Raw genomic sequence first — 17,580 nt, 5'->3', positions numbered from 1 at the left:
CTGAGCCCCGAGAAGGCCGGTCCGGACCGATTGCCGGGGCCGACCCGCGGGTGTAGTGCTATGCACATGCATCCATGGGTCGGCCGGGCGCGTGGGGCCCTCGCCGGGCTCGCGCTGGGCGACGCCCTGGGCATGCCGACCCAAGCGATGTCGCCCGCCGCCATCGCCGAGAACTACGGCCGGATCACCGGACTGGTGGATGCCGTTGCCGCCCAACCGATCGCGCCGTCCATGCCGGCCGGTTCGGTCACCGACGACACCGAACAGGCGCTGCTGCTTGCCCGGCTGCTGATCGAGGGCCGGGGGCGGGTCGACCCGAGGGAGTTCGGCGAGGCGCTGCTGGCCTGGGAAGAGGTGATGATCCGCCGTGGTTCGGCGGATCTGCTTGGCCCGTCGACAAAACTGGCCCTGCAACGCCTCGCGCGGGGTGAGCCGCCCACGGAGACCGGGCGGGACGGCACCACCAACGGCGCGGCCATGCGGGTCGCCCCGGTCGGCATCGCGGTGCCGCCGGACGACCTCGAACGGCTGGCCGACGCGGTCGCGGAGACCGCGGTGGTCACCCACGGCACCAGCACCGGCCTGGCCGCGGCGGTCGCGGTGGCCGCCACGGTGTCCGCCGGAGTCGCCGGTGCCAGCCTGTCCGAAGCCCTTGACCTGGGCGAACGGGGCGCGGAAGCCGGTGCCCGGCGCGGGCGCTGGGTCGCGGGCGGGGAGATCGCCGCCCGGATCCGCTGGGCGCGGGGCTGGGTGCGCGGGATCGCGGAGGAGGACCTGGCCACCGCCATCGGCACGGTGATCGGCACCTCGGTGGCCGCGCAGGAGTCCGTGGTGGCCGCCTTCGCGCTGGCCGAGGCGCTCGGCGAGCGGCCGCCGGCGGCGTTGCTGCTGGCCGCGAACCTGGGCGGGGACACCGACACGGTGGCCGCGATCTGCGGCGCGCTGCTCGGCGCCTGCCACGGCAGCGAGGCCCTGCCCGCCGACCTGGTCGCTAGGGTGCTGCGTGTGAACGCTCTCACGCTGGATCCCCTGGTGCACGGGCTGCTCGCGCTCCGGGGCCGGGCGTGAGCGGGCAGCTCGTGTTCACCGGCCAGGTGGTGGTCGACCTGGTGCTCACCGTCTCCGGCCTGCCACCGCTGGGCGGCGACGTGCTGGCCTCGGCGGTGAAACTGACCCCCGGCGGCGGCTTCAACGTGATGTCCGCGGCCACCCGCTCCGGCGCGGAGGTGCTCTACGCGGGCAGCCACGGCACCGGCAGCTTCGGCGACCTGGCCAGGGCCGCGATGCTGGCCGAGGGCATCACCGTGGTCAACCCGCCGACCCCCGGCGCGGACACCGGCATCGTGGTGGTGCTGGTGGACGAGGAGACCGGCGAGCGCACCTTCGTCACCGGCGTCGGCGCGGAGGGTGTGCTGGAACCCGGCCGGCTGGACCTGGTGCACCCCAGCGCGGCGGACGTGGTCTACGTCAGCGGGTACAGCCTGCTGCACGCGGCCAACCGGGACGCGCTGCTGGACTGGCTGGGCAGGCTGCCCGGCCCGACCGTGCTGTTCGACCCCGGCCCACTGGTGGAGCAGATCATCTGGTCCGACCTGACCGCGGTGCTGTCCAGAGTGGACATACTCAGCTGCAACGCCCGTGAGGCCAAACAACTTTCCCGCACCAACACCACCCGCGCCGCCGCGGCCGCGCTGGCCACCCTGGTGCCCAGCTTCGCCACCGTGATCGTCCGGGACGGCCCGGCGGGCTGCCTGCTGCAGCGGGACGGGCGGATCACCACGGTCGCCGGGTTCAACGTGGACGCGGTGGACACCAACGGGGCCGGGGACGCGCACTGCGGCGCGCTGCTGGCCGAACTGTTGCGCGGCAACGGGATGTTCGAGGCGACCAGGTACGCCAACGCCGCGGCCGCGATCGCGGTCACCCGGCAGGGACCGGCCACCGCGCCGGTGCGGGCGGAGATCGAGCAGCTGATCGGAACGGGGTTCTGGGCATGAGCGAACCGCTGAAGGTGGAGACGCACGGCATCGACGTGATCGGCGACGCCGACCGGCACGGCAGGCCCCGGCAGCTGTTCTGGCCCTGGTTCGGCGCGAACGTCTCGGTGCTCGGCCTCAGCTACGGCTCCTTCGTGCTCGGCTTCGGCCTGTCCTTCTGGCAGGCCGTCTCCGTCGCCCTGCTGGGCATCGTGTTCTCCTTCCTGCTCTGCGGATTCGCCGCGGTGGCGGGAAAACGCGGCTCCGCGCCGACCATGCTGCTCAGCCGCGCGGCCTTCGGCGTGCGCGGCAACCGCCTGCCCTCGGCCATCTCCTGGCTGCTCACCGTCGGCTGGGAGACCGTGCTGGCCACCCTGGCGACCCTGGCCACCGCGACGGTGTTCGAGCGCCTCGGCTGGGGCGGCGGCGTGCTGACGAAAGTGTTGGCGCTGCTGGTGGTCACCGTGCTGGTGGTCGGCGCGGGGGTGCTCGGCTTCGCCACCATCATGCGGCTGCAAACCGTGATCACCGTGGTCACCGGCGCGCTCACCCTGGTCTACCTCGGCCTGGTCGCCGAACACATCGACTGGGCCGCGGTCACCGCGCTCCCGGCAGGCAACGCGAGCCAGTTCCTCGGCGCGCTGGTGTTCCTGATGACCGGCTTCGGCCTCGGCTGGGTCAACGCCGCCGCCGACTACTCCCGTTACCTGCCAAGGCAAACACCCAGCCGCGCCGTGGTCGCCTGGACCACCTTCGGCGCCAGCCTGGCCCCCGTGGTGCTGCTGCTCTCCGGCCTGCTGCTCGCCGGATCCGCGCCGCAGCTCAACGCGGCCATCGCCACCGACCCCATCGGCGCGCTGACCACCTTGCTCCCGGTGTGGTTCCTGGTGCCCTTCGCCCTGGTCGCGGTGCTGGGCCTGGTCGGCGGCGCGGTGCTGGACATCTACTCCTCCGGCCTGGCCCTGCTCGCCGCCGGAGCGCGGATCTCCCGGCCGACGGCCGCGTTCATCGACGGCGTGCTGATGGTGCTGGGCACGGTCTACCTGGTCTTCCTCGGCGGCGCGTTCCTCGGCCAGTTCCAGGGTTTCCTCACCACCCTCGGCGTCCCGGTGGCCGCCTGGTGCGGCATCATGCTCGCCGACCTGGCCCGCCGCCGCCGTGACTACGCCGAACCCGACCTGCACGACCCGGCAGGCCGCTACGGCGACGTGCGCTGGGGCCCGGTCCTGCTGATCGTGGCCGCCACCGCGCTGGGCTGGGGCCTGGTCACCAACACCGCGGCGGGCTGGCTCGGCTGGCAGGGCTACCTGCTCGCCCCACTGGGCCTGGCGCAGGACTTCGCCGGAGCCAACCTCGGCGTCCTGCTCGCCCTGGCCCTGGGCTTTGTGATCACCCTGCTGACCAACCGCCGCGCGGTCGCCGCGCAGGAGGCCTGACCACCACCCCCAACCACCTTCCGAGAGGTGACGCAGGCCACGAACTGACCGAATGACGAATCTGGTCAGCTGGGTCTAGCCTGGGTGCATGGACACCACGGACAACAGCGGCCCCCGTGCTCTGGTGGTCGGACTGGGCGTCAGCGGAATCGCCACCGCGCTGCGGCTCCGGCGCGCGGGCTGGCAGCCGGTGTTGATCGAGAAGGCCCCGGCGCGGCGCTCCGGCGGCTACTTCGTCGGCCTGTTCGGCGCGGGCCGGGCGGCGGCCAGAAGGCTGGGCATCCTGGACGGGCTGGCCGACCGGACCGCCGAGGACGGGGTCAACTTCGACATCGACCGCGAGGGCAACCGGCGGCGCGGCCTCGGCTTCAAGGACCTGCCAGGACTGCCCCGGCTGATGCTGCGCGGCGACGTGGAGCAGGCCGCCTTCGCCGCGCTGCCCGCCGAGGTGGAGATCCGCTACTCGACTGTGCCCACCGCCATCACCCAGGACGCCGGCGGTGTGGACGTGACCCTGCGCGACACCGCGGACGGCACCGTGGTCACCGAACGGTTCGAGCTGGTGGTCGGCGCGGACGGGCTGCGCTCCACGGTGCGCTCGCTGGTCTTCGGCCCGCACGAGCGCTACCTCAGACGGCTCAACTTCATGATCGCGGCCTTCTCCCTGCCCGGCTCGCTGACCGACCTGGCCGCCGAGGACGGCGCGATCCTGCTCGAACCCGGCCGGTCGATGTGGATCTTCCCGTTCAGCGACCACGCGCCGACCGTGCTGCTGTCCTACCGCACCGAGGACGTGGACGCCGAGTTCAGCCAGCCGCCCGCGCAACGGGTGCGCGCCGCCTTCGGCCCCGGCCCCACCGGCCGCGCGCTCGGCGAGGCGCTGCGGGCCATGGAGAACGCCGAGGAGCTGCTGTTCGACTCGGTCGAGCAGGTCAAGATGGAGCGCTGGCACCAGGGCCGGGTGGTGCTGGTCGGCGACTCGGCCTGGTGCGTGACGCTGTACGCGGGCATGGGCGTCTCCGCCGGACTGGCCGGGGCCGACCTGCTCGGCACCATGCTGGAGCGGCACCCGCGCGACCTGCCGCGCGCGCTGGCCGCCTGGGAGGCCAAGCTGCGGCCCAGCATCGAGTACTACCAGCGGATCGGGCTGGAGCAGCAGGCGTTCTTCACCCCCACCAGCCGGTTCCAGATCTGGCTGCGCAAGGTGCTGATGCGCGGGCAGAACTGGCCGCTGGTCGGGCGCTGGCTACAGGCGATGCGGGAGGGCGGCAAGGCGAGCCGCATGAAGGAGCTGGACATCGCGCGGGCATGATGGAGGCGCGCCGCCGACATCCGGTGCGCGGAAGGGGAGATCGGCGATGGCCCAGCTGGTGGAGCAGGACTCGGGGAAGGCCGCGCGCATCCTCGCCGCCGCCAGGGAGCTGTTGCTGCGCCGCGGCGTCAAGGGCGTGACCATCGCCGAGATCGCGGAGCGGGCGCACGTCGGCAAGGGCACCGTCTACCTGTACTGGGGCACCAAGGAAGACCTGTTCGTCGGGCTGTTCGCCAGGGACTTCCTGGCCGCGGTGGACGAGATGATCGAGCTGTTCGGCACCGACCCGGACGCCGCCCGCCCGCACCGGTTCTGCCCGCTGCTGGTGCGCACCGCGCTGGAGCGCCCGTTCATGCGCGCGTTGCAGACCGGCGACGCGGACAGCCTCGGCATCCTGCTGGAACACCCGCGCAGCAAGGAGCTGATGGGCTCACTCGGCCCCAGCGAACTGCTGTACGCGGTGCTGCCGGTGTGGCGCGCGCACCACCTGGCCCGCACCGACTGGCCGATCGACGAACAGGCCTATGCCTTGCGCGCCTTGCTCTCCGGCTTCTTCCAGCTGGCGAGCAGCCCGCACGCGCTCAACGAGGTCACCGTGGCCGAACCGGAGCGGACCGTGTCCGCCGCGGTCACCGCCCTGCTGGGGGAGCAGACCGCCGGCGCGGCCGAGGTCAGGGCCACCGCCGAGGAAGGGCTGCGCCTGCTGCACGCGCGGCGCGCGGCCGTGCTGGCCACCATCACCACCACCAAGGAATGAGGCGAACAGCGTTGCCACAGCACCGCGAGGTCTCCGTCAACGGCATCACCATGCACATCGCCGAACAGGGCGAGGGCCCTCTTGTCCTGCTGCTGCACGGTTTCCCGGAGAGCTGGTACTCCTGGCGGCACCAGTTCCAGCCGCTGGCCGAGGCCGGCTACCACGTGGTCGCGCCGGACCAGCGCGGCTACGGCGGCACCGACCAACCGTCCAATGTAGACGAATACTCGATCTTCCACCTGGTCGGCGACGTGGTCGGGCTGATCCACGCGCTGGGGGAGCGGCAGGCCGTGGTCATCGGCCACGACTGGGGCGCCCCGGTGGCCTGGAACACCGCGATGATGCGGCCCGACCTCATCCGCGGCGTCGGCGGACTCAGTGTCGCGCCCGCCCCGCGCGGCCCGGTCCCGCCGCTGGTGGCCGCCCGGCAGCGCTTCGGCGACGGCTTCTACCAGATCTACTTCCAGGAACCCGGTGTCGCCGACGCCGAGCTCAACCAGGACATCCGCAGCACCTTCCGCAAGACCCTGGCCGCCACCTCCGGCGAGAGCGCGGGCTCGGCCGCCACCCCGACCGCCCCGGCCGGCGGCGGGTTCCTCTCCGCGATGCCCGAGCCGGAGGAGCTGCCCAGCTGGCTCACCGAGGCCGACATCGACGCCTACACCGAGCAGTACCAGCGCAACGGCTTCACCGGCGGCCTGAACTGGTACCGCAACATCGACCGCAACTGGGCGCTGACCGCCCCGTGGCAGGGCGCGCCGATCACCGCGCCCGCGCTGCACATCACCGGCGACCGGGACCTGGTCCGCGGCTTCTACCCGCCGGACTACCTGGAGCGGCTGCCCGAGCAGCTGCCCGGCCTGCGCACGGTGCTGGACCTGCCGGGTTGCGGGCACTGGACCCAGCAGGAACGCCCGGACGAGGTCAACCAGGCGCTGCTGGAGTTCCTGGCCGGGCTGTAGCTCAAGGTCTGATTCCCGCCAGCCACGCGCTGGCCCCGGCGGGTTGACTCCCTCCCGGACACCCGGCGCCGGCCGGCGGTCCGGGAGGGAACGTCGTGCCGGGAACCCGCGTCCGCACCCCGATCCAGTTCGGCCTGCTCGCGCTCACCTGGGGCGCGAGCTTCCTGTTCGTCAAGATCGCGCTCACCGGCCTGACCCCGCCGCAGATCGTCTGGGGCCGCCTGGTCCTGGGCGCGCTCACCCTCGCGGTGATCATGCTGCTCACCCGGCGCTCGCTGCCGCGCGAACCGGCTCTGTGGGGCCACCTGACCGTGGTCTCGGTGCTGCTCTGCGTGCTCCCGTTCCTGCTGTTCGCCTGGGCGCAGAGCCACATCTCGGCCAGCCTGGCCAGCATCTACAACGCCACCACGCCGTTGTTCGCCACCGCCTTCGCCGCCGCCCTGCTCCGCACCGAACGCCTCACCCCGCACAGTCGCACCGGCCTGCTGCTCGGCTTCGCCGGCGTCCTGGTCATCATCAACCCGTTCGCCGCCACCCTCACCGGCAGCCTGCCGGCCCAGCTGGCCTGCCTGGGCGCCACCACCAGCTACGGCCTGGCCTTCGCCTACCTGCGCCGCTTCCTCAGCCACCGCGACGTCCCCGCGATCACCCTGGCCTTCATCCAGGTGGCAGCGGGCGCGGCCCTCATGCTGCTCAGCACGCCATTCCTAGGCGTCCCAACGGATCTCTCCCCGCCCGTGCTGCTGAGCATGCTCGCCCTCGGTGCGTTGAGCACCGGCCTGGCCTACGTCTGGAACACCGCGGTGGTCCGCGACTGGGGCGCGGCCAACGCCGCCGCGGTCACCTACGTGACCCCGGTGGTCGGCGTCCTGCTCGGCGTGCTCGTCCTCGGCGAACCCCTTGCCTGGCACCAGCCCCTCGGCGCGGTCCTGGTGCTGCTGGGCATCCTGGCCGCACACGGCAGGCTGGGCAGGATCAGTAGGCGACGTGCGCCAGCCAGTCGGCCAGCAACGCCCGGTCCCCGGTAACGCTGACCCGGCCATCACCCGGATCCAGCCGCCGGGTCAGCACCAGCAGCACATCCCGGGTCCGCCCCGCCAGCACCACATCCACCCCCGCCAAGCCGCGCACCCCTGCCCCCGCCCCCACAGCCCCCACTTCCTCCCGCTCCCACCGCGCCCCGACCGGCTCCCGCGTGATCAACCACCCCGCCTGCCCGTCCGTCGGCCGCACCGCCAGCCGCCGCCCGTCCCCGCGCAACCCGGCCAGCCCCGGCACCCAGGCCACCGCCTCCGGCGCGGTGATCAGCTCCAGCCCCTCGCAGATGGTGTCCGCGGCCAGCTCCGGCGCGACCAGGTAGTCCCGCCCGGCCACGTTGGCCGCGTCGAAGTGGTGCACCACCAGGTCGTGCAGCAGCCGCCGCAGCCAGAACCGCGCCGCCCCAGGCCCCAGGAAGGTCCACACCGGCTCCTCTCCCCGCCGCTCCACCGCCTCGATCAGCTCGCCCACCCCGTCCACCAGCCAGCCCCGCCAAGCCGAGGGCGGCCCGGGATCGGCCCGCTTCGGGTCCGGCACCGGCACCGCGCTGCCGCCACGCACCAGCTCCCCGGCCCAGCGAAACCCCTGCCCGATGTGCCCCACCAGGTCCCTGACCTGCCATTCCGGACAGGTCGGCACCCGGGCGGCCGGGTCAAGCCCATCCACAACGGAGACGAACTCGGCGATCTCGCCGCGCAGCCACGAGCTGAGTTGATCGGTCGTCATGTCGGTACCGTAGGAACTCCACTGGGGTGGAGGTTCGAGCGAACGTGACCGAGGACACAGTCAGCATCGGTGAGTTGGCGCGGCTGACCGGGGTGCCGGTGCGCACCATTCGCTTCTACTGCGACGAGGGCGTGCTGGAGCCCGTCCGCACCACCGGCGGCCACCGCCGCTTCAGCCCCAGCACCGCCGACCGCCTCACCCTGCTCCGCAACCTCCGCACCCTCGGCCTGGGCCTGCCCGCCATCACCACCGTCCTCAATGGACAAACCTCCCTGGCTGAAGCCATCACCGCCGAACGCGCCACCCTGGACGCCGAACTGGCCACCCTTTCCTGGCGTCAAGCCAGCCTCGCGGCCCTGGAACAAGCCGACCCCACCGCCCGCGCCGCCCGCCTGGCCCTGCTCGCCGCCGCCCAGGACGGCCGCACCGCCCACGCTGCCCTGACCACCTTCTGGCGCCGGATCTTCGTCGCCCCAGCCCGCCCCGAAACCATCGAGATGTTCCTGCACGCCAGCGCCCCCACCCCACCGGCGAACCCCACCCCTGCCCAGGTCACCGCCTACGCCGAAATGCTCACCCTGCTCGCCAGCCCCGCCCTGCGCCACGGCCTGCTCCGCCAAGCCCACCGCAACCACGCCGACATCCCCGACGAGGACGCCCTGCACTGGTCCATCGGCCCCGCCTGCGACCAGGCCCGCGACCTCATCCTCACCCACCACCACCCCGGCCCCAGCCCCGCCCTGGACGCCTTCGTCACCGCCCACGCCCAAGCCCGCCACACCACCGACACCCCCGCCTTCCGCCGCACCCTCGCCGCCACCACCACCATCAACCGCCACCCCTGCCTCCGCCGCTACTGGCACCTCACCGCCACCATCACCGGCGAACCGGTCACCGCCGGCCAGGCCTACACCTGGCTGCTCGACGGCCTGGCCACCACCGCCGAACCGCAGGCAGGTGACCCCGTGGGCGCTGGGGCGGGGTGATCGCGTATGGTTTCCGTGCCGAACGCCCCGGTAGCCCAACCGGCAGAGGCAGCGGACTCAAAATCCGTCCAGTGTGGGTTCGACTCCCACCCGGGGCACGTACAGCATCGACACAGAGCAGGGCCCGACCAGGCCATACAAGAGCTGAGCTGCGGCTCTCCGCGACCGTTCGGATCGCTCGGCCTCGTCGGAGCCAGGGTGTTGGTTCCCCATGACAGCCACCTTGCAGCATAGGTCGGCGTCCTCGGCAAGGCTGCACGTGCTGGCCGATGCTTACTACTCATGTCTTGTCGGCCAGCTTGTGATCGAGCACAGCGTCCGGTCAGGCGAGCTAGGTGGCGGTGCGTGATGCGGGCCTCGGCAGCGGATGCGTCAGCCCGCCCGGTTGGTGACCAGTCACCGATCATCCGATGGATTACGTTGATCATGGCCGCGGTGGTTGGCCTGACCTTCCTGTTCGGCTTCGGCAACGTGCTGAACCTGGCTCTCCGCCTCGGGGTGCCCGTCTGGGTGGCTCCGCTCGTTGCCCCGGCAGTCGACCTGTCGATCCTCGGCCTGCTGCTGGCGATCCGGCATCTGGTGACGACCGGGGCGGCACCGCACCTTCTTCGTCCGGCACGTCGCCTTCTGGTCTTTTGCAGTGTGGTGACTTTGGCGCTCAACGTCGCCGAACCGCTGGTGAATGGGCATTTCGGCCGGGCGGCGTTCGATGCTGTCGGTCCGTTGTTGCTGATCGGCTGGGCGGAGGTGGGACCGGGTCTGCTGCAGGCTGTTGTCGACTCCGCTCAGGCGGGTGGTTCGCGCAAGCCGCACAGGCACCCCTCGGCTGCCGGTCGGACGGAGGCCCGTGACGCCGGAACGGTAGCGGCGTCGCAGGCCATTTGCCGGGTGAGCACCGCGAAGGCCAGCCATTCCGCGCAGAAACAGGAGGGACGTGCCGCCCGTTCCGATGACCTGTTAGAGAGCGCGCGGGAAGAGGACGCTCGGCATCGGGCCGAGTATCAACGGCCGATCTCAGCCGAGGGATTGCGTCGTCGACTGAAAGTCGGTGCGAGCAGGTCGCGACGGCTGGTCGCGGTCCTGCGTGCGGAGTGCAGAGAATCTGGAGAGCACCCGGCTGGTCCTCGCCGAGGTCGGCGCGGACCAGGAGTTGCAGAGGACGCTGGTGTGCGACGGGAGCTGGTCAGCGGTGAGAGTTGATCAAGTATGGATGGCCCAGGCCCGCCAGGAGATGCAGGACTACCTGGAGAAGGCAACCACGCACTTCGGCTCACGCTCACCGGCCTTGTAGTGGAAGGCCGGTACCTATCTCACTGTCCGTCCAGGCCGTCCAGGCCGTCCAGGCCGCCCGGGTCGTGGGACTGACACGGACCGGATCATCGTCGAGCACAACGGAACATCCCACGGGTGTGGGACGGAGCCGACGCGCACGGTCGACGACAACAAGGTCGACGGAACATTCCCACGGGCGTGGGGCTGACCAAAACTGACCTCGGGAACTCCGGCTGACGCGCGGAACATCCCCACGGGTGTGGGGCGGACGCGCTGGTGCCGACCTTAACGTGCGCAGGGCGCGGAACATCCCCACGGGCATGGGGCGGACGCACCGTCCCGGCGAACGCCGTGCGGACGGGCCGGAACATCCCCACGGGCGTGGGGCGGACTCTGGCATCGGTATCCCGCCTGGCTCCCCGCGCGGAACATCCCCACGGGCGTGGGGCGGACGATCACGACGTCGGTCACCGCGGGCCGGATGTTCGGAACATCCCCACGGGCGTGGGGCGGACGCGGCCTGGTCGCAGGTCTCGCTCCAGCTCATCGGAACATCCCCACGGGCGTGGGGCGGACCGCCAGTGGCCCGATCTGTCCACCGTGGATCGCGGAACATCCCCACGGGCGTGGGGCGGACGGCCGCAGCAACCGCACCGGCGCCGCAGCCGCCGGAACATCCCCACGGGCGTGGGGCGGACACTTCGTGACCTGCGGTGTTTCCGCACCATGTTGAGTTTTCAAGGGGCAGCGCCGCTGGCGTTCGGTAGTGCGAGTGGTCCCGGGCCTGGACTTGTCAGGGGGTCACGGTATCCATTCGGGTGCCGTGGTGTGACCAGTGTTCTGGGAGTGGATGGGTGGGCGTTGGTGCAGTGGCAGTTGTGGGGCAAGTCCAAGGGGTTGCGGAAGCGGTACCCGGTGGCCTGCCATGGGGCGGATGCGGCCGCGGCGGCGTGGGTGTTGTGGGAGGTGGTGCTGTCTGCGTCTCAGCGTGGGGTGATCGCACGGGGGATGGGGGTCACGGAGGAGCATGCTCGGCGGTTGGTGGCGTTGTGGGCGGGTCTGCACGATCTGGGCAAGATCACCGAGGTGTTTCAGCGACTGGACAAGGCCGCCTTCGCCGAGCTTGAGCGCCTGGCCGGCTACCCGGTGGACGGCTCGATTCCGCGGATCAGGCATGACCTGGCGGGCCAGATCGCGGTGGCGCCGTTGCTGGCCGAACTCGGCGCGGCGTGGGCGCGCCGGTGGCGGGCTTCTCCGCAGTGCGTGGCCGCTCAGGTGATCGGGGGCCACCATGGCTGCTTCCACGAGGTGGGTGAGCGCGAGGAGCGGCTCTACCGCTGGCCGGAGGCCATGGGCGAGCAGCAGTGGGCCCAGCAGCGGCGCCTGCTGGTCGAGCACCTGCACACCGCGGTAGGCGCCCCGCCGATGCCGGTGACCTTCGAGGTGCCGGCCGCTGCGTTGGTGGCCGGGGTGGTGGTGCTGGCCGACTGGCTGGTCAGCCAGCTCTCCTTCATCACCGTCCGCCAGGACGACCCGGCCCGCACGGTGGCGCAGTGGTATGCGGGGAGCCTGGCGGTGATGCCGGAGGTGATCCGGGAGGCCGGGCTGGGGCAGGCGGTGGTGGCGGCCACCGAGGTGAGCGCGGTGTGGGAGTTCGCGCCGAATGCGTTGCAGCGCAGCGTGCAGCAGGAGCTGGCCACCGGGGTGAAGGGTGCGGGGTTGTTGGTGGTGACCGCGGCTCCGGGGGACGGCAAGACCGAGACCGCGCTGGTCGCCGCGTCGATGCTGGGGCAGGCCGCCGGGGTCTCAGGCGTCGTGTTCGCCTTGCCCACCATGGCCACCGCTGATCAGATGCACACCCGGGTGCGGCAGTTCACCCAGCGGGCGGTGACCGGGCCCTCGGCGGTGACCCTGGTGCACAGCATGTCCCGCCTGCACCTGACCACCGGATCGGGTGGGGGCGTGGTCTCGGATGAGTCCGCGGTGGCCAGGACGGCGTTGCAGTGGTTGTACGGGGCGAAGCGGGGCCTGTTGGCGCCGATGTCGGTGATCACGGTGGATCAGGCGTTGATGGCGGTGCTGCCGGTGCGGCACAACGTGATGCGCCTGCTGGGCCTGTCCGGCAAGGTCGTGGTGATCGATGAGGCGCACGCCTACGACGCCTACATGCAGTCGCTGTTGGCCACGTTGCTGACCTGGTTGGGGCATTACCGGGTGCCGGTGGTGTTGTTGTCGGCGACGTTGCCGCGGGTGATCAGCGACGCGTTGATCAACGCCTACCTGCGGGGCAGCCGAGGCAAGGCTCACCGGCCGGACAGTTTCGCGATCGACTATCCGGGGTGGCTGTTCGTCGATGCCGCCGGCGGTGACACGGTGAGGCCCAGCCCGGCGGCGGTGGCGGAGATGGCGGTGATGCGGACCTCCACCTTGGCCGTGGACCTGGTCAGCGTCCCGGAGAGCCCAGAGGACAGCCGGCGGGCGGTGCTGGGGGAGCTGTTGGCGCCGTTGCGGGTGCGGGGTGGGCGGGTGGCGGTGGTGTGCAACACCGTCGATTCCGCCCAGGCCACCTTCGAAGACCTCCTGGACTGGGCGGGAGAAGAGGTGGAGGTCTCGTTGCTGCACGCCCGCCTGCCGGATGAGGACCGGGCCGCGGTCGCCGCCGATGTCCTCACCCGGCATGGGAAAGGTCCTCGTTCGAAGGGCAAGCCGAGCATCGTGGTGGCGACCCAGCTCATCGAGCAGTCCCTGGATGTGGACTTCGATCTGGTGATCACCGATGTGGCGCCGGTAGCCCAGCTGCTGCAGCGGGCGGGACGGTGCCACCGCCACGAACGGCCCGACCGGGAGCGGGGGGCTTGGCCGGGCCAGGCGAGGCTGGTGGTGCTCGTGCCGGTGGAGAAGTCCGGGGAGTTCGCAATGCCGCCGGTGTGGCGGTCGATCTATCCGCGGTATCTGCTGGAGCGCACGCTGACGGTGCTGCGGGCCCGACAGGGCAAGCCGGTGGCCATCCCCGGGGAGGTGTCCGGGCTGGTCGGTGAGGTCTATGACGAGTTCAGCATGGACCAGGACGATCAGCGCTGGTGGACGGAGTATGAAGGCCAGCGGCTGGCCCAGCGTGATCAGGCCGGGTGGGTGATGGTTCCGGAGGCCGGTGTGATCTCCCGGTTGGAGGAGCTGTCGCAGGCGCCGGTGGTGGATGCCGGGTTGCTGGAGCGCCGGGAGGTGGAGCTGACCACCCGGCTGGGGGCCGATACCCAGCGGGTGGTGTGTTGCTTCGTCGATGATCAAGGGCGGCGGTGGCTGGATCGCAACCGGTGGATCGCGCTTCCGGGCGAGCACGCCGCGGCGAAGTCCCGGCCGTCAACGGCGGTGATCCGGATGGTGATGGGCCGCTCGATCCCGGTCCGTGCCTCGCTATTGAGCGAGCACAGCGACAGCGAGGCCGCCCGGTTGCCGGCGAGTTGGGAGAGCACACCGTGGTTGGGGGATCTGCGGATCATCCCGTTGCCGTTGCCGTTGCCGTTGCCGTTGCCGTTGCCGTTGCCGTTGCCGTTGACCGGGACCAGGTCCGGCTCGGTAGTGATCGGCAGGCGCAGGTTCTCCCTGGATGATCGTCTCGGTCTGGTGATCACCAAGCTGGGCTGAGCGAGGTGTACGGCTTCGAGTTCGGAGCACGGGAACATCTCCGCGCATGTGGAGCGGACACCTCATGCTCCCTCACCCCGCCGCGCGCGGCCGGAACACCTCCACGCATGTGGAGCGGAACTGCCCGCCTCGGTCTCGGCGTCGGTGAACGCCGGAACACCTCCACGCGTGTGGAGTGGACACCACCGACCAGGCACCTGATCACCTGTGCCGCGGAACACCTCCACGCCTGTGGAGCGGACACAGGCGCCCCCGCACCGGTGCGCGTCACCACCGGAACACCTCCACGCGTTGGAGTGGACGGGGCCGACCTGCCTCCAGGTGGCTCCAGGGGAGGAACACCTCCACGCGTGTGGAGTGGACTGGCGGCCGTGCGGCTGCTGGAGGGCTATCTGCGGAACACCTCCACGCGTGTGGAGTGGACACTTCGCGACCTGCACGTATTCAACGCCGTATCCAGTTTTCAAGGAGCGCGACCGCTAGCTGAGCGGCACCGGAAGTACCCACCCAGAACGTCCACGCGATGCGAGACCACTGCGCCAACAGGGGGACAACCGCGATCAACAGCCTCTGCAAGAAGGCAAGCGCGTAAGCGCCGGGATGTCGAGCCTAATACACCGATACGCCAGCATTGTCAGCACCGGAGCCTCCCCCGCTCTCCAGGAGGAGGCTGGTGTTGGTGTTGCAGCCAGGATCGATCTCGCGGCGGGAATCGAGCCGGGAGTCTCCGGCCGAACAAGTAGTTGAGAAACAAACAAACCCGGACTCGTCGACGTAATGTTGTCGGCTCAACAATCGGTCGCCTTCGCTCATAGGCCAGAAATCACCCGTGAGGTCGGCTGGCGCGGGCGTGTACTCGGGCGAGGTCGCCGCAGCGCACCCCTTCGGATGCGGTGCAGGTGCTGGTCCCAGGGGTGTAGCTGGCTGAGGCTCGCTCGCAGTCAACTCGGATCCGGAGTTCTCGGCTTCGCCCGGCTCGGCGGCGACGAGAAATAAGACGACGGAGTGTAGATATTCGCGATCGGCTCCATGCCTGGTCAGCCGAGTTCCATCCGCCGGTGCGCGGAATTGTCGGTGGTGTCCCCTAAGCTGCGCGCCGTCCTGACGACCACATGCTCGTTCACCCGAAAGTGTTCTGATTTCGTGAGCAGATCCGTAACAGGTAACTCCGGAAGCCAATCGGCCGACTTCCCCGGCGAGGTGCCGGTCGAGGAGGACCGGGTGGGGGAGGAGCGTGACCTCGACATGGTCCCTGGTAGGCCCGCATTCGATCTGCTGGAGCGGGAATGGATTCCGGTGCGCCGGGGAACCAGCGTGTCCTGGGTCGGGCTGCGAGAGCTGTTCACCCAGGCACACGACATCGACGACCTCGCGGTGTCGATCCCGCCGGCGGCCGCAGCCCTGTGGCGGGTGCTCCACGCGCTGGCCGCCCGGATCACCGGCCTGGCCCCCAGCGACCCCGCCGAACACCCCAGCACCGACGACTGGTTGAACCGGCGTTTCCACCTGCTCGACCCCGCCGAAGCGGGCAGCGGCCGGTTCGCCCCCGAGGCGATCGAGTCCTACTTCGCCCAGCACGCCGAGGCCTTCGACCTGTTCGGGCCTCGGCCGTGGATGCAAGAACCCGCCCTCGCCCAGCAGTGCCCGGCTCCCTCGGGGATCAACAAGCTGGTCTTCGGGCGGCCCACCGGCAACAACCAGGTCTGGTTCGGCCACTTCACCGATCAGCGACCCGAACCCATCCGCACCCGCGACGCCGTCTTGCACCTGCTGATCCAGCACTACTACGGCCCGGCAGGCAAGTGCACCGCCCGCACCGTCAACGGCGCCCGGTTCTCCAACTCCACCAAAGGAATCCTGCGCTCGACCCTGTCCTACCACCCCCTCGGCAACACCCTGTTCGAGTCCCTGCTGGCCGGGCTGCCCGCCCCGGTCGGCAACCCCGAGCAGGAACTGGACCTGTGCCCGTGGGAACGAGCCGAGCCCGCGGACCCGCTGGGGCTGCCGCCGCGGCCGAGCTGGCCCGGCGGGCTGCTCACCGGGCGTTCCCGGCACGCGGTCCTGCTCTGCCCCGATGCCACCGGGGAGCACGTCGTGGACGCCTACGTCACCTGGGCCTGGCGTCAGCCCGCCGCTGAGGTGCCCGATCCCTACCTGATCTATCAGCTCAGCAAGGACAACAACCTCTACGGCCGTCCGGCCAAGGTCGAGCGCAGCCTCTGGCGGGACCTCGACGCGCTGCTGCGCTCCACCAGCACCAGCAGCGCCCAACCCCAGCGCCCCACGGCCTTCGCCACTCTCGCCGAGCTGCCGGAGGAGGTCCGGGCGCGGTTGCGGGTGCGGGCCTACGGCTTTGATCAGGACGGCCAGACCCGGGAAAAGCGGTGGTTCTCCTCCGTGACCCCGCCGGTGCTGAACTGGCTAGAAAAGAACAATCCGCGCATCCCGCACCAGATCGGCCTGCTGCGCGAGCGCGCCGAGGCCGTCGGGACCCGGTTGGAGGCGGTGCTGGCGCGGGCCTGGCAGCAGGTCCTCGACACCACCGACCGGAAGAAGCGGGGGCCCTGGCCCGAACGCGCGGCCCAGTTCTACTGGCCAGCCGCGGAGGAAGAGTTCTGGGCCCGGCTGCGCGCCGAGAAGATCGAGACCTCCGCCACCGCCTTCCGCGCCTTGGCCCACCGGGCCATCAACTCCGTGCTGTCGGAGGCCGAGGGGACCAAGCCCGCCGTGGTCAAGGCCCTGGCCGCGGCACGCCGCAACTTCGACAACCCCCAGTGGGGCAAGGAGAACAGGTGAGCACCACCGTCGCCCTGTCCAGTGAGACCGGGTACGTGAAGTTCGTCGCCCACATCCACCGGCTCTGCGCCACCTCACCCAGCGCGCGGGCCAACCTGCGCCGCGCGGAGCGCCGCAGCCCGGAGGAGGCCAACGCAGCCACCCACAAGGTGCTCGCCCGCTGGCTGCCGCGTGATCCCAGCCCGGGACGCGAACGCGCCTACTACACCGTGGCCGCCCTCATCGCCGCCCAACCCACCGCCACCCACCACCGCAACAACACCATCACCTCGCCCGAGGCCGGTGGTTCCGAGGAGCCCACCACATCACCGGAGATCACCGTCCCCGACGAGCCCACCGAAGCGGCGAGGTGGTGGGAGCTGCCCACGGTGGGCGTGTCCTTGGCTCGGGCAGCGGTATCCCGTCCCAGCCAGCCCCAAGCGATCAACCCCCACAGCGCCGAACAGCATCTGCGGGTGCTCTGCCGCCAAAGCCTCACCGGCCTGCACCGCCACCTGCCCGTGGTCATCCGCCGCCTCAACGAGGTCAACGCGAGCCCGGACTGGGTGCGCCTGCTCCACGACCTGTGCCGCTGGGAACACACCCCGCGCCTGGTGGCCAAGGAATGGCTCCAGGACTTCTACCGCACCCTCATCGACCTCGACCCCGACACCGCCGACAACGGAGAGTAAGAC

13 protein-coding genes, 1 tRNA gene and 1 CRISPR repeat array are annotated in these 17,580 nt (G+C 70.9%); of the genes, 13 read left to right on the top strand and 1 reads right to left on the bottom strand.

Annotated elements, in window-relative coordinates; translation table 11 throughout:
* Positions 1-60: 60 nt before the first annotated feature.
* The 7 genes from N8J89_RS30465 (at position 61) to N8J89_RS30435 (ending at position 7,471) form a co-directional block, all read left to right on the top strand.
* Positions 61-1,068, top strand: coding sequence for an ADP-ribosylglycohydrolase family protein (locus N8J89_RS30465; protein ID WP_502868349.1), 1,008 nt, complete (start codon positions 61-63; stop codon positions 1,066-1,068).
* Complete coding sequence (locus N8J89_RS30460) at positions 1,065-1,997, top strand: PfkB family carbohydrate kinase (protein WP_283660438.1); 933 nt, start codon at positions 1,065-1,067, stop codon at positions 1,995-1,997. Before N8J89_RS30465 ends, N8J89_RS30460 begins: the two co-directional genes overlap by 4 nt.
* Positions 1,994-3,412: a purine-cytosine permease family protein gene (locus N8J89_RS30455; RefSeq protein ID WP_283660437.1), complete on the top strand. Its 1,419-nt coding sequence runs from the start codon at positions 1,994-1,996 to the stop codon at positions 3,410-3,412. The genes N8J89_RS30460 and N8J89_RS30455 overlap by 4 nt, the downstream gene beginning before the upstream one ends.
* Before the next feature lie 88 nt (positions 3,413-3,500).
* Positions 3,501-4,724 (top strand): FAD-dependent monooxygenase, encoded by a 1,224-nt coding sequence (locus N8J89_RS30450; protein WP_283660436.1) that lies wholly within the window; start codon positions 3,501-3,503, stop codon positions 4,722-4,724.
* A gap of 46 nt (positions 4,725-4,770) precedes the next feature.
* Complete coding sequence (locus N8J89_RS30445) at positions 4,771-5,481, top strand: TetR/AcrR family transcriptional regulator (protein ID WP_283660435.1); 711 nt, start codon at positions 4,771-4,773, stop codon at positions 5,479-5,481.
* On the top strand, positions 5,478-6,443 hold the full coding sequence (locus N8J89_RS30440) for an alpha/beta fold hydrolase (protein WP_283660434.1): 966 nt from the start codon (positions 5,478-5,480) through the stop codon (positions 6,441-6,443). The genes N8J89_RS30445 and N8J89_RS30440 overlap by 4 nt, the downstream gene beginning before the upstream one ends.
* A 95-nt stretch (positions 6,444-6,538) precedes the next feature.
* The gene (locus N8J89_RS30435; RefSeq protein WP_283660433.1) at positions 6,539-7,471 is read left to right on the top strand and encodes a DMT family transporter; all 933 of its coding nucleotides are present in this window, start codon (positions 6,539-6,541) and stop codon (positions 7,469-7,471) included.
* Here the strand turns inward: N8J89_RS30435 and N8J89_RS30430 are convergent.
* Positions 7,419-8,207 (bottom strand): maleylpyruvate isomerase family mycothiol-dependent enzyme, encoded by a 789-nt coding sequence (locus tag N8J89_RS30430; protein WP_283660432.1) that lies wholly within the window; start codon positions 8,205-8,207, stop codon positions 7,419-7,421. The two genes, N8J89_RS30435 and N8J89_RS30430, sit on opposite strands and share 53 nt — an antisense overlap.
* A 44-nt stretch (positions 8,208-8,251) precedes the next feature.
* Between N8J89_RS30430 and N8J89_RS30425 the strand changes: the two genes are divergently transcribed.
* From N8J89_RS30425 to casB, 6 genes are all read left to right on the top strand, one after another.
* On the top strand, positions 8,252-9,193 hold the full coding sequence (locus N8J89_RS30425) for a helix-turn-helix domain-containing protein (protein WP_283660431.1): 942 nt from the start codon (positions 8,252-8,254) through the stop codon (positions 9,191-9,193).
* Between the two features lie 24 nt (positions 9,194-9,217).
* Positions 9,218-9,291, top strand: a tRNA-Leu gene (locus N8J89_RS30420).
* A 250-nt stretch (positions 9,292-9,541) separates the two neighbouring features.
* Complete coding sequence (locus N8J89_RS30415; protein WP_283666284.1) at positions 9,542-10,393, top strand: hypothetical protein; 852 nt, start codon at positions 9,542-9,544, stop codon at positions 10,391-10,393.
* A 252-nt stretch (positions 10,394-10,645) separates the two neighbouring features.
* A CRISPR array of direct repeats spans positions 10,646-11,163; the repeat unit is 29 nt; unit sequence CGGAACATCCCCACGGGCGTGGGGCGGAC.
* A gap of 28 nt (positions 11,164-11,191) precedes the next feature.
* Complete coding sequence (gene cas3 / locus N8J89_RS30410; protein ID WP_283660430.1) at positions 11,192-14,110, top strand: CRISPR-associated helicase Cas3'; 2,919 nt, start codon at positions 11,192-11,194, stop codon at positions 14,108-14,110.
* A 1,221-nt stretch (positions 14,111-15,331) separates the two neighbouring features.
* Positions 15,332-16,906 (top strand): type I-E CRISPR-associated protein Cse1/CasA, encoded by a 1,575-nt coding sequence (gene casA / locus N8J89_RS30405; RefSeq protein ID WP_283660429.1) that lies wholly within the window; start codon positions 15,332-15,334, stop codon positions 16,904-16,906.
* Positions 16,903-17,577: a type I-E CRISPR-associated protein Cse2/CasB gene (gene casB / locus N8J89_RS30400; protein WP_283660428.1), complete on the top strand. Its 675-nt coding sequence runs from the start codon at positions 16,903-16,905 to the stop codon at positions 17,575-17,577. The genes casA and casB overlap by 4 nt, the downstream gene beginning before the upstream one ends.
* The last annotated feature ends 3 nt before the right edge of the window (positions 17,578-17,580 follow it).

Source organism: Crossiella sp. CA-258035, assembly GCF_030064675.1.
Classification (GTDB): domain Bacteria; phylum Actinomycetota; class Actinomycetes; order Mycobacteriales; family Pseudonocardiaceae; genus Crossiella.
This window is presented reverse-complemented; position numbering and strand designations above follow the sequence as displayed.